This window comes from Nocardia sp. NPDC004568 (genome assembly GCF_040609955.1).
In the GTDB taxonomy this organism is placed as follows: domain Bacteria; phylum Actinomycetota; class Actinomycetes; order Mycobacteriales; family Mycobacteriaceae; genus Nocardia.
On record NZ_JBEXLL010000020.1, the window covers coordinates 21711 to 34656 of the forward strand.

Sequence of the window (12946 nt, forward strand, 5' to 3'; positions counted from 1 at the left end):
GCCGGACCACTCGCCGGGCCATCACCCGCGGCCGGTTGCGGCGGATGCGCAGGCTGCGGCGGATGCGCAGGCTGCGGCGGATGCGCAGGCTGCGGCGGATGCGCAGGCTGCGGCGGATGCGCAGGCTGCGGCGGATGCGCAGGCTGCGGCGGATGCGCCGGTCGCGGCGGATGCGCCGGTCGCGGCGGATGCGCCGGTCGCGGCGGATGCGCAGGCTGCGGCGGATGCGCAGGCTGCGGCGGATGCGCCGGTCGCGGGGGATGCGCAGGCTGCGGCGGCCCGCCCGCAACCCGCACATCGCCAGGATGCGGAACCGCCTGCGCAGGCTGCGGCGGATGCGCAGGCTGCGCCGGTACACCCTGCCGGGCCTGCAAATCCGCGTCACGCCCCGCGTCGAGTGCCCGTTGGGCACGTTCGGAACCGTTGCGCCGCATCCAGGGCGGGATTCGATCGGAAACCATGCGCGCGGCCGACCCGAGCGCGTCGCCGACCGCTGACATCAGACCCCGTCTAGCCACTACATCCTCCAGCCCCTGAGAGGGCCCCTCCGCGCGCCCGTTTGCACATCACGCCCAAGCTGTATCCACACCGCCCGATGCCCGGGGGGTGGTGCGCCGCAATATCTCGTCGTCGGTGATATCGGTACCCAACCGGCGGGCTCGATCGAGTGAGAGCATTTCGACAACCGGCAGGACCGCGAATTTTGTACGACAGAGGCGCGGTCGACCACCGAGTTGCTGGTCGGCTCGCCCCATTTTCAACTATCCCCAAGGTCGGGAAGGTCACCTGAAATCGGGGACTGCGGGGCATCGAGTCAACAGCGCGTACTGCGTCGACCGAACCGTTCCAGCCGATGGCGTTCTCGAGTGGGTCGAGCGCGGTCGCGGACGTGTTGACCGGTGCGGGAGATGCTCCTGTATCCGCCAGAACCGACCCACCATCGAATACGGAGTGGCGTCCTCCGCGTCGAGGTCGTGTCATCCCGATCGAGGCCGACCGGTAACCGCGGATGGGTCGGGCTCCTTCTGTGGAGGATCGGCCGAGACTTCGCGATCCTGGCCGACCGGCTCGCCGCTGGACGATTGGGTCGGTGGCCCCCCGGTAGCCGGCGCGAACACCTGTGGCCCAGCACTCTGCGAATTTTCTGATCCCGACTGTGCTGTCTGGTTCGCCTCTCCACGGTCCCCGGTTTCTCCCACAGAAATCGCCGACGTTTTCTCGTCGGAGCCTTTCGCGGATGCCGCCACGCGGGCCGCCTTGCCGCCCGCACGTGACCAGGGTGTCCGCGATCCCTTGCCGACAGACGGCGGCTTGCTATCGGAAGCAGCGGTGGCCGCGGACCGGGCGGCCGCCCCTTGCGTCGGTCCAGCGCCGGCCGCGGATCGGGCGGCGCCCGCCTGCCCTTTGTTCGCCGCGTTGTTCGCCGCGGCGTCGGCGGGACGCTGTTGCCCACCCGAAGTGGACGACGTCTGCGACTGCGTCGTCGACGGAGTCGACTGTGTAATCCCCGTAGGAGCCATTCCCACGGTTTCGCCGACTCTGCTCTGCGCAGCATCCGATTCGGCGCGTTCCGGGCTGTTTTCCGCACTACCGGGAGCGATCGACACGCGATCTCCACCTTGCGCGACGGAATCGAGACCCTCAGCTTGGGTGTTCATCGAGGAGACGGAAGACCCTGGCGCGCCCGGCTGGACCGATTCAGAGGCGCCGGCCTCCGGCCCATTCGCTTGGTGGCCGGGCGAGGCCGTAGCCGGCGAACGGGTGTCGCCACCCGCAAGTCCCTCTCCAGGCGCCACAGAGTCGGCGCCCGGAGCGGAGTCCGCCTTCGGAGCACTCTGGGAAGACGTTTCGGCAGAAGGCTGTGGGCTTTCCGGGAACCCACCGGGGAACAACACGTTCAGAAGCGGATCAGGTCGAGTTTGCGTGAACGGTTGTTCTCCGGAAGGGTCCGACCAATCGGCAGGTGTCACGGGTAGGCCGGGAGTGGCGAAATCGAAGCCGTCCACCTTCTCGGCGAACTTCTCGCCGTGGGACTTCATATCATCGGCCTGACTGTCCAGGATCTTGATATAGCGCTCGACTTCATCAGGGTCGAGGCTGTAGGTCGATCCGGTGCCGGATGAAGGGACTTCGCCGGGTGGACGTAGCGCATCGCGAAGAAAGAGGTCGAACTTGTCCAGGAGCGGCTGAATGGCTTTCAACATGACCTCGGCCGCGATATACCACATCAACGCCTTGGTCACTTCTTTGAGCAGATAGCGTGTTGTGGCCGCGATCGCGGGACCGGTAACCGGTCCAGCCGGAGTCCCTATGCTCGCAATGAAACTCGCCGCGAGTGCTGCCAGTTCGATGAGCACGGCGATCTGTATCGCCTCGATGACATCTGCTGCGATATCGAGCGCTGTCGATGCAATACCGAATGCGGTATCCAGCTCCGACATCATTCCTTTGTTCTGCGCCCACATCACCAGAATTGCCTGGTAGGAATCCCCGGAAATAGCCGATCCCAAGGCTTCGACAGTGTTGGTCGACTCGTCATAGGTTTCTCTGACCTCGGTGGCGAGTTCCTCGACGGTCCGGCTCAGCTCGCGCACTTGATCCACATCGACATCCGGATAGGGGATACCCAGGATATTGAGAAAGAACACAACCTCGCTCGGTATGTGGATACTCAACTGTCGAACCTTCTCACAGCGGCGTGAACCGATCCGCCCGACCGCGATCTATACGCAGAGGGCAATGCACGGCAGCGACCGGTGCAACGGGACGGACTGACAATCGACATCAGCAGCACACTGCCAGGCCGGCCGCAGAGAGCATCGGCGCGGAGCATAGCCAGAGCTGCAGCTGCATTCGACCTCACGCACCTCGCTTCATACTGCCCGTACAGATCGCGCCGATGTACGCTACCGAATCGACGCCCGGATAGACTACCGAACTTCGAAAACCGACAGCTCGCTTCGTCTGCCATCCGGCGCCGACCGGACCGGTTCGAACTCGGATCCGCAACGCTCGGGCGGGATCGACACCGCGTGACCGAAGGATGTGTTGTACGACATCCGGCACCTGGGTGACCGACTCGGCCCGACACCGGCACCGCTCGGAACCGACCCGTCTCGAAGCACCGCACAGCACCATGACTTCGCAGGTCGACAGCGCTCGGCTCAATACTTGACAGGGAATCGATTCGGGCTGCCGGATCAATACGAAAGCAGGCAGCGCCTGCGACCGCATCTCTCCACGGGAGCACGGAGAGAGGAACCGCGAATGCCGAAGAGGTAACGCGCGACCCTCCCTCCGGGCCGTCCACTATCACCAACACAGGGAATAGACAGGTTCCCCGGCCGGACTCGTCACGCCATCCGGCAACCGGCCGAGGCGGCCCGGCCTTGGGCGCCGGCCACCCCCTCGGCTTACATCAACAGACGCCAGGAACCGGGAACCGGTAGCAAACCCACAGGTCAGGAACCGGTACCTCAGAAGATCCGCGGACCGGGACCAATACTCGGAAATCATATGCGCCGCGAGACGGGCCTTCGGGCGGCAACGAGGGCCGATCAGGTACGACACCGCGCTCTCGATCACTATCGATGACAGACCCCCAGGACGTTCGGTCACCCTCCGCACCGAGGCGGGAAGTGAAAAGTCAGTGTTAGTCTGCGAACATGACGGCGGCACTGGATGATTCGACGCAAAACAGAATCAATGCCTGGATCAATGGGAAACTCGAACAGGGACATTCGCCCGAGTCGGTCATCGAATACATCGCAGACCAAGGCTTCGACAAGAATGCGGCCATGACAGCAGTGCACGCATTGCTGCGGGGAGAAATGTCCGGCGCCGTGCCGTATGAATACGACCCCGGCCCCATTTCAACGGACCGGGTCGTTCACACTCACGATCGCACGGTCCGCGTACTGATGCGAGTAGAGCGGCCGCAAATAGCCTTGTTCGACAACGCGCTTTCCGCCGAGGAGTGCGACCGGATAATCGAGATAGCCGAGAACCGATTACGACCTTCCGCGACCATCGACCCCACCACCGGCCTCTTCGAGGAAGCGGAGACCCGGACCAGCGAGAGCCTTACGCTCGGAATTTCCGAGAATCCGGTTATCGATTCGGTCGAGCGACGGATCTCTGTACTGATGAACTGCCCGGTGGAGTACGGAGAGGGTCTACAGGTCGTACGATATCGAACGGGGGGCCAGTACATGCGCCATTTCGATTTCTATTCACCGAACGATCCCGGCAGTATCGCCCACCTCAGCGGCGGCGGCCAGCGGGCCGCGACACTCATAATATATTTGAACGATGTCGAAGCCGGCGGCGAGACATTTTTTCCCGACCCCGGTATATCATTTTCCCCCCGCAAGGGTCAGGCACTCTACTTCCGATACTTCAACAAGAGAGGTCAGCTCGATCCGGCTACCATACACGCCGGACTTCCGGTGCTCGCCGGCGAAAAATGGATTATGAACAAATGGATGCGCCGCTATCCTGTCCCGCGGTAGGCCACCGCGAGCCGGATCGGCCAGGGACAGCAGAGCGACAGACACAACAGGCGGGTCGATTCTCCGCAATACAATAGTTCCCACGCCGAGCATCCCTCCGATTCATGAGCATTTGCGGAGGGCTCATGCTCCTTCCCACCGAAGAAGGCAACCTTCCAACCGGAGAGCTTCGAATTGCTAGACTTCGGCCGTGAACACGAATTGCTCGGCCTCGATTCAGCAAGGCCTGCTCATCTGTTCGACGATTATGGATCCGGGCCCGAGCCTTCACTACTGGATCGAGTATCACCTGCGCCGTGCGGATATCATCATGATCTTCATGGATGACCCCGGCCAACGACCGCTCTTCGAACCGTTCACAGAGGATGATCGAGTTCTGCTGGTGCCCGGTGTCACACCTCGCACCGACCTGACGCCGTCCGGGCTTTTCAACCGCGAAGTCGCCAACTACAGGGAGGCCGTCTCCTACGCACTCACCGAAGGAATCTCGTGGCTCATTCCCCTTGACGGCGACGAGATCTTCTACGACAGAGGTGATCACAGTTGGCAGACGATGGACCACGTGGGACACATCACCTTCATGAACCATGAGGCGGTTCCGCTGAACCACGATGTCACCAATTGCTTCACCCAATGCACCCTCTTCCGGGTCAACGGCCGGGCCGATTTCATGGCGTACGGCAACGGCAAGAGCGCTGTCCGCGTGTCACCCGGAGTGAAAGCAGGAGTGCATTCGTTCAGCGGTTACGAGGGTGAGCAACGCACCGTCGACCACCCGGTCATCCTGCACTATCCGAATCCGTCATTCGACAGCTGGGTTGCCAAATTCGGTAAGTTCGAAGCATTCTCGGATTTCTGGTGGGACAACCCGGACTGTCCCATCGTCATACAGTTCATGCTGCGGTCCAGGGATTTGCTGCGCGCGGCCAGGGAAACCGGAAGCTGGGACGAGGCGCGTGAATACTTCACCTCATGGAGTCTCGATGCCGCGACCCGCGAGGAGCTGGTGCAGGCAGAGGTGTTGCGACGCTACGACCCCATGGCGGAGCTGCGCGCCAGCCGGGGAGCCGACGTGGTCAACAGCCCGGAGTGCCGAGAGACGCCTTCGCGTCCGTCGACCAGCAGGTCGCTGTAGGTCGTACAGGAGAGTCGTCGAACCGGTGTAGGTAATGGAACCGGCGCAGTGGCGAGCCACGCTGGTCCACACCCGATCAGCGCGATCGGCAAGTCCGGAAATGGTTCCCATCGATCCCGCGGTGCGGCGTTCGCTAGGGTTCTGCTCCGTGGGTACCCCCGAGCAGATTCTGTCCGATCGCCTCGCGCACGCGTTCGAGGCCGTGGTCGGTGAACCCGTCGACCCGCTGGTCCAGCGGTCACAGTTCGCCGATTATCAGTCGAATGCCGCCCTGGGATCGGCCAAGCGCCTGGGTCGCAAACCTCGCGATGTCGCCGCCGCGATGCTGGCGGCCGCCGACCTCGATGATCTGGTGGAGCACACCGAGATCTCGGGGCCGGGGTTCATCAATATGACACTGCGAGCGCAGGTTCTCGGCAGCATGGCCGGCGCGGTCGGCGCCGACGACCGCCTGGGTGTCCCGCCCGTGGAACCGGAAACCGTGGTGGTCGACTATTCGGCACCGAACACCGCCAAGGAGATGCACGTCGGACACCTCCGCAGCACGATCATCGGGGATGCCGCGGTGCGGATCACCGAGTGGCTGGGTCATCGGGTGATCAAGCGGAATCATTTGGGCGACTGGGGGACTCCGTTCGGCATGCTCATCGAGCATCTGCTCGATATCGGCGAGGCGGAGGCCGCCGCCGAGCTCTCCGTCGGCGACCTGAACACCTTCTACACCGCGGCCCGGCGCAAATTCGACGGCTCCGACGAGTTCAAGGAGCGGTCGCGGCGGCGGGTGGTCCTGCTCCAGGGCGGTGACGAGGCCACGCTGCGGCTGTGGCGGCTGCTGGTGGCCGAATCGAAGCGGTACTTCATGAAGGTGTACGACAGCCTCGGCGTCCGGTTGGTCGAAGCCGATTTCGTCGGCGAGAGCGCCTATAACGATGAACTCGTCTCGGTGATAGCGGAATTGGACCGGCTCGGGCTGTTGCGCAGCAGTGAGGGTGCCGACTGTGTGTTCCCCGCGGGGTTCACCGGCCGCGACGGCGAACCGCTGCCGCTGATCGTCCGCAAGAGCGACGGCGGATACGGCTACGCCACCACCGATCTCGCCGCGATCCGCGACCGGCTTCTCACCCTGGGCGCCACCCGGCTGCTGTATGTGGTGGGGATGCCGCAGCAGCAGCATTTCGCGATGGTGTTCACGACTGCCCGGGAGGCGGGCTGGCTCGCCCCACCGGCGCGGGCCACGCATATCGGGTTCGGGTCCGTGCTCGGCGCCGACGGCAAGGTGCTGCGCAGCCGGGCCGGGGGAACGATCAAACTCGTCGACCTGCTCGACGAGGCGGTCGACCGGGCCACCCGGGCGATCGCGGAGAAGAATCCCGAGCTCGGCGCAGCGGCCCGCGCCGAGGTCGCCCGCGCGGTGGGTATCGGGGCGATCAAATACGCGGACCTGTCCACCGACCGGCTCCGCGACTACACCTTCGACTTCGACCGCATGCTCTCCTTCGAGGGCAACACCGCCCCCTACCTCCAGTACGCGCACGCCCGCATCCGGTCGATCTTCCGGCGCGGCGGCGTGGCCCCTGTCCGCGACGGCGCCCCCGTGCGGATCGGGGAGCCGGCGGAACGCGCGCTGGCGCTCGAACTCCTCGCCTTCCCCGATATCGTCGCCGCGGTATCGGAGAGTATGGAATTCCATCGGCTCGCGAACTATCTCTACGGGCTGGCGTCGGCGTTCACCACGTTCTACGAGCGCTGCCAGGTCCTGAAGGCCGAGGAACCGAGCCGCGGCAGTCGCCTGGCCCTGTGCGATCTCACGGCCCGAACCCTGGCGACCGGCCTGGGCCTGCTCGGCATCTCCGCCCCCGACGAGATGTAGGGCATTCCGACTCGGCGACAGTGGCCGGCTGCTCGGGCTCCGGTCGACACAAATCCTTCACCATTCGAGGGCTACCGACGGGTAACAAAGGCTCCTACACTCGGCTGTGACCGCCATCACTTCCGAGGAGGGCATGCCATGTCCACTGCCGCGAAAGTCGACGCCACCGAGGAGCAGGCCCGGCAACTGGTCGAGGAATCACGCGAGGTCACCTGGACCAAACCGTCCTTCGCCAAGGAGATGTTCCTCGGCCGCTACCGGGTGGACCTCATCCATCCGTTCCCGAAGCCGAGCGCGGAGGACACCGCCCGCACCGAGGCGTATCTGGCGCGGCTCCGGGCCTACTGCGAGACCCTCGACGGCAGCGTGATCGAGGAGCAGGGCCGGATTCCGGAGCATTTCGTGCGCGGCCTCGCCGAACTCGGCTGCTTCGGTCTGAAGATTCCCGAAGAGTACGGCGGGCAGGGCCTGTCCCAGGTCGGCTACAACAAGGCGTTGATGCTGGTCGGCTCGGTACACGCCAGTTTGGGCGCACTGCTGTCCGCACATCAGTCGATCGGCGTTCCCGAACCGCTGAAGCTGGCGGGGACCCCGGAGCAGAAGCAACGATTCCTCCCGCGCTGCGCCCGGGGCGCGATCAGCGCGTTCCTGCTCACCGAGCCCGATGTCGGCTCCGACCCGGCCCGTATCGCCAGCACCGCGACCCCCACGGCCGACGGCGCGGCCTACGAGCTGAACGGCGTCAAGCTGTGGACCACCAACGGTGTGGTCGCGGAACTGCTGGTGGTGATGGCGCGGGTGCCCAAGGGCGACGGGCACCGCGGCGGTATCTCCGCCTTCGTCGTCGAAGCCGACAGCGAGGGCATCACCGTGGAGCGGCGCAACGCGTTCATGGGGCTGCGCGGTCTCGAGAACGGCGTCACCCGCATGTACAACGTCAGGGTGCCCAGGGAGAATCTCATCGGCCGCGAAGGCGACGGATTGAAGATCGCCCTCACCACGCTCAACGCGGGACGGCTCGCGATTCCGGCGCTGTGCACCGCGGCGGCCAAGTGGTCGGTGAAGATCGCCCGCGAGTGGAGCACCGCCCGGGTGCAATGGGGACGGCCGGTCGGAGAGCATGCCGCGGTGGGCGCCAAGGTGTCGTTCATCGCCGCGACGACCTACGCCCTGGAAGCGGTACTCGATCTCTCGGCGACCATGGCCGACGAGAACCGCAACGACATCCGTATCGAGGCGGCGCTCGCCAAACTGTGGGCCTCGGAGATGGGCTGCCGGATCGCCGACGAGCTCGTGCAGATCCGGGGTGGCCGCGGCTACGAGACGGCGGCGTCGTTGCGGGCCCGCGGCGAGCGCGCGGTCGGCGCCGAACAGCTGGTCCGCGATCTGCGGATCAACCGCATCTTCGAAGGCTCCAGTGAGATCATGCGCCTGCTCGTCGCCCGCGAGATGGCCGACGCGCATATGGCCGCCGCCGGGGCACTGGTGGACAAGAACGCGGAGTTCAAGGAGAAGGCCAAGGCGGCGGCGGGCGCCGGCGGCTTCTACGCCAAATGGTTCCCGCAGTTGGCCGTCGGCCCTGGCACGGCACCGGCCGGGTTCGCCGACTTCGGGCCGCTGGCGCGGCATATGCGCTTCGTCGAGCGGATGGCGCGGAAGCAGGCCCGCGCCCTGATGTACGGCATGGCGCGCTGGCAGGCCAAGCTCGAGTACCGGCAGGTGTTCCTGGGGCGCCTGGTCGATATCGGGGCGGAGCTGTTCGCGATGTCGGCAGCCTGTGTGCGCGCCCAGGCCGAACGCGCCGACGGCACCGCGGAAGGGGAAGCCGCCGCGCAACTGGCCGACGTGTTCTGCCGGCAGGCCCGGATCCGGGTACGGCAGCTGTTCGACTCGCTGTGGGAGAACACCGACGACGAAGACGTGCGCCTGGCCCGCAACCTGTTCGACGGCCGCTACCGGTGGGTGGAGCAGGGCGCGCTCGACCCGAGTGAGGGCACCGGTCCGTGGATCGCCGAATGGCAGATGGGCCCCTCCACCGAGGAGAACCTGCTGCGACCGTGGCTCCGGGTGGGCGCGTCGCACTGACCGGTCCCGGCGACGACTCGGGGCGGGGCCGGCAACGCGGATCGCCGGCGCGCGGTGGCACTCCGACGCACCACCGGCCGGCGAGATGACCGAGCTCGAGCGGTGTGACTCCGCCGCACCGGGCCCGGTGCCGCGACGTCGAGCGGCGGTGCGCATTCGCGGTCCATCTCTGTCACGGACTTGGCGTGATGCGCATGGTCGCGGAGACGCTGACCTACGGTGGGCATACTGGTCCCAACGCTCGCGTCACCGTCGTCAGCCCGCGCCGAGTGCGTCCAGGATCATCGGGCGGGCGGTGGTGATCGCCTGCTCCCAGTAGGGCCAGGTGTGGGTGCCGGCGACGAGGTCGACGCGGGCCTGGATCCCCAGCGCGGCGAGCCGGTCGCGGAAGATCTGCGCGGCCACTGTCGCCAAGGCCTCCAGACCCATCGCGTTCACGGTGTTACCGACGCCGTGGGGCAGGTCGGGCGCACCGGGCACACCGTTACCGGCCCAGATGTACATCGGCAGGCCGCGCAGCCGTTCGGCCTGCACGGTGGGATCGTTGCGGTGCCACGCCGGGTCACCGGCCGGACCCCACATATCGTCCACATTGAACCGGCCCTCGTCCCACAGCGCGGCGCGGACCGCTTCGTTCCACATCGGGAACGTCGGATTGAGGAATCCGGAGAAGGATCCGGCGAACTTGAACTGGTCGCGGTGATGCGCGGCGAGGGCCAGCGCCGCCCCACCGCCCATGGAAGCGCCGACGATGGCGTTATTACTGCGTGAGACACCGTATCTCGCGAGGAAGGCCGGCAATTCCTCGGTGAGGAAGGTCTCCCATTTGTATGTCGTGGCCTGGCCGTTCGTACTACTCGGCCGGTACCAGTCGGCATAGAAACTCGAATGCCCGCCGACCGGGAACACCAGCGTCACATCGTCTCCGGCGAACCGCCGCAGCACATCGGTATCGCTGGTCCACTGATTGTGGTCGTGCGGTGCGCGCAGACCGTCGAGCACATAGAGTGCCGCCCGCCCGCCGCGCGCCGCCCACTGCACCTGGACCTTGATCGGACCCATATCGGACGGCACCACGAGTTCCTGGTACCCCCCGGCCGGGGCCCGGAGTGCCGGCGCGGCGATCGGGGCCGCACCCGCCACCGCCCCGCCTGCACCGGCGGCCAGCACCACCGCCGTAACGAACACACCGAGTTTCCGCAGCCGCCCCAAAGCCGCTCGCCACTTTTCCACTGCCACCCCGTACTCAGTCGTCGATCGCGAATCGTCCGCAGAGCACGCTACCGACGAACTCCGCACCGCGCCCGCACGGGACTTCCCAAGAATCGTAAGAGTCAATGGACTGAAGCGTCCTGTGACGAATCGTCCCTCACGCAGCCCCCGGTGCAGGGGTAGCGCCTGCACGGTCCGTGTGATTCGCGGCGCCGGTTTCATGGTGCCGCGGCGACGGTGGCGGGCACTCGAGTGGGTGACTTGTCCACGAGTCCCAGTCCGGTTGGGCGGTACCCGCTTTCGTGGGCCGCGTGACCTCAGCCCCGCGGCAGGGCTTGCACTATCCGCGAGATCCGCGCTCCCGCGTCGCACACCTTCTCGATCTTCGCGGCCAGGGCGTCGCCCTCGAATTCCTCCGCACGCCCGCCCACGCTGATGGACGCGACCACCGATCCGTCCCGGCCCAGGATCGGCGCCGCGACCGCGGCGACCCCGGGCAGATAGTCCGCATTGCTCACCGAGTAACCGGCTTCCCTGATCGCGTCGAGGTGTGCGACGAGCCGGTCCGCATCGGTGATGGTCCGCTCGGTGATCGCCGGCAGATCGGCGCTTATCCATCTGTCCCGCAACGCTTCCGAATGCGCGAGCATGACGACCGGCCCCGCCGCGGCGTGATAGGGCATCACCGATCCGATATTGATACCGGCGACGACGAGTGAGTTGCGACCCTCGAGCAGGTCGATGCACACCGCGCCCTGTTCGGCGGGAACCATCAGATAGGCCGTGTTACCGAAGGTGGTCGCCAGATCGGACATGAAAGGTTGTGCCGCGGAACGGATATCGAGCTTGGACAGTGCCGCGGAGCCGATTTCGAAGACCGGCATCGCGATGCGGTAAGCGCCTTCTTCGGTGCGATCCACCCACCCCGCCTGGATCAGCGTGGCCATCAGGCGGAACACCGTCGTCTTGTTCATCCCGCTCGCCACGGTGAGGTCGTTCAGCGTCCAGGCGGGACGGTCCGCACTGAAGTGGCCGAGCAGCGTGCACGCCTTGAGGACGGCGCCCACGACATCGCGCCCGCCCGGCGCCTCGGACTCTACGGGCACAGCCACTGCTACTCACTCGCTTCCACAGGTCGTGCGATCGATGTCGCCACCATACGAACACATCTCTCACTCGGGGTTGACTTTGTGACCTGAGCCACCTTACCGTCTCATATCGATATACGAAACGCATTCCGCATTGCGAAACGGAGAGTGGACTGGTGCGCAGCCCGACCTTGAAAGACCTCACGTCGAACGGACTCGTCTACGCCCCCGGCGTATGGGACGGCCTGACCGCCCGCCTCGCCGAACAGGCCGGTTTCAGCGCCCTGTGCGCCTCGGGCTTCGCCGTCTCAGCGGCGCTGGGCCTCCCCGACGCCGAGCTCTACACCCAGACCGAGAACCTGCAGGCGGTCCGCACGATCCGGGAATCCTCCAAGCTGCCGCTGGTCGCCGATATAGACACCGGCTACGGCAATGCCGTCAATGCCGCCCGCACCGCCACCAAGTTCGCCGACGCCGGCGTCGGCGGAATGTTCATGGAGGACCAGGTCTCCCCCAAGTCCTGCCCCATCTGCGTCGGCGACCCTGTCGACCTGATCAGCACCGCCGAGGCCACCGGCAAGATCCGCGCCGTCCGCGACTCCATCCCCGACGACGTCCTGCTCATCGCCCGCACCGACGCCCGCGGCGACGACGCCATCCGCCGCGCCCAGGCCTACGTCGAGGCGGGCGCCGACATGATCATGCCGGTCACCAAGACCTTCGAGACCGTCGAGCAGTGGCAGCGCTGCCACGAGGAGGTCGGGGTCCCGCTCATGGCCACCCTCACCGCCTCGACCTGGACCGAACGCGATTTCACTCCCGAGATCCTCGACCAGATCGGCGTCCGGCTCGCCCTGCTGCCCACCCAGGTGCTGATGGCGGTGGCCGGCGCAGCCCGGGAGACACTGAAGCGGCTGGCCGCGGGCGAGGCCCCCGCCCAGGTGAGCGCCAACGCGCTCCAGCACCACGAGTTCGTCGAACTGATCGGTTTCCCCGAGGTCGAGGCCATGCAGAACAAGTACCTACCCGCGAAGGAGCAGTGACC

9 protein-coding genes are annotated in these 12946 nt (G+C 66.0%); 5 read left to right on the forward strand and 4 right to left on the reverse strand.

Annotated elements, in window-relative coordinates:
- Positions 1 to 412 (reverse strand): hypothetical protein (locus tag ABZV91_RS12150; protein ID WP_355239398.1); only part of this gene is annotated, 412 nt, incomplete at its 3' end.
- Between the two features lie 565 nt (positions 413 to 977).
- Positions 978 to 2675 carry a hypothetical protein gene (locus ABZV91_RS12155; protein WP_355239401.1) on the reverse strand — a complete coding sequence of 566 codons (1698 nt, stop codon included), beginning with the start codon at positions 2673 to 2675 and terminating at the stop codon, positions 978 to 980.
- A 990-nt stretch (positions 2676 to 3665) separates the two neighbouring features.
- Between ABZV91_RS12155 and ABZV91_RS12160 the strand changes: the two genes are divergently transcribed.
- The 4 genes from ABZV91_RS12160 to ABZV91_RS12175 all read left to right on the forward strand — a co-directional run bounded on the left by ABZV91_RS12160 (position 3666) and on the right by ABZV91_RS12175 (position 9601).
- Positions 3666 to 4511 carry a 2OG-Fe(II) oxygenase gene (locus ABZV91_RS12160; RefSeq protein ID WP_355239404.1) on the forward strand — a complete coding sequence of 282 codons (846 nt, stop codon included), beginning with the start codon at positions 3666 to 3668 and terminating at the stop codon, positions 4509 to 4511.
- Between the two features lie 190 nt (positions 4512 to 4701).
- Entirely contained in the window at positions 4702 to 5646 is a 945-nt protein-coding gene (locus ABZV91_RS12165) for a hypothetical protein (protein WP_355239407.1), read from the forward strand.
- Positions 5647 to 5794: 148 nt separating this feature from the next.
- Positions 5795 to 7516, forward strand: a complete 1722-nt coding sequence (gene argS, locus ABZV91_RS12170; protein WP_355239410.1) for an arginine--tRNA ligase — start codon at positions 5795 to 5797, stop codon at positions 7514 to 7516.
- A gap of 138 nt (positions 7517 to 7654) precedes the next feature.
- Positions 7655 to 9601: an acyl-CoA dehydrogenase family protein gene (locus tag ABZV91_RS12175; protein WP_355239413.1), complete on the forward strand. Its 1947-nt coding sequence runs from the start codon at positions 7655 to 7657 to the stop codon at positions 9599 to 9601.
- 255 nt (positions 9602 to 9856) lie between these two features.
- Here ABZV91_RS12175 and ABZV91_RS12180 read toward each other — a convergent pair whose 3' ends face one another.
- Both ABZV91_RS12180 and ABZV91_RS12185 read right to left on the reverse strand, forming a co-directional pair.
- A complete protein-coding gene (locus tag ABZV91_RS12180) occupies positions 9857 to 10789 on the reverse strand; it encodes an alpha/beta hydrolase family protein (protein ID WP_355239415.1) in 933 nt (310 codons plus the stop codon).
- A gap of 341 nt (positions 10790 to 11130) precedes the next feature.
- Positions 11131 to 11925, reverse strand: coding sequence for an IclR family transcriptional regulator (locus ABZV91_RS12185; RefSeq protein ID WP_355239418.1), 795 nt, complete (start codon positions 11923 to 11925; stop codon positions 11131 to 11133).
- Between the two features lie 152 nt (positions 11926 to 12077).
- Here ABZV91_RS12185 and ABZV91_RS12190 point away from each other — a divergent pair, with 152 nt between their 5' ends.
- A complete protein-coding gene (locus ABZV91_RS12190; protein ID WP_355239421.1) occupies positions 12078 to 12944 on the forward strand; it encodes an isocitrate lyase/PEP mutase family protein in 867 nt (288 codons plus the stop codon).
- The last annotated feature ends 2 nt before the right edge of the window (positions 12945 to 12946 follow it).

Coding starts and splice junctions, on each gene's coding strand:
- ABZV91_RS12160 (WP_355239404.1), top strand. CDS start 3,666: ATGACGGCGGCACTGGATGATTCGACGCAAAACAGAATCAATGCCTGG.
- ABZV91_RS12175 (WP_355239413.1), top strand. CDS start 7,655: ATGTCCACTGCCGCGAAAGTCGACGCCACCGAGGAGCAGGCCCGGCAA.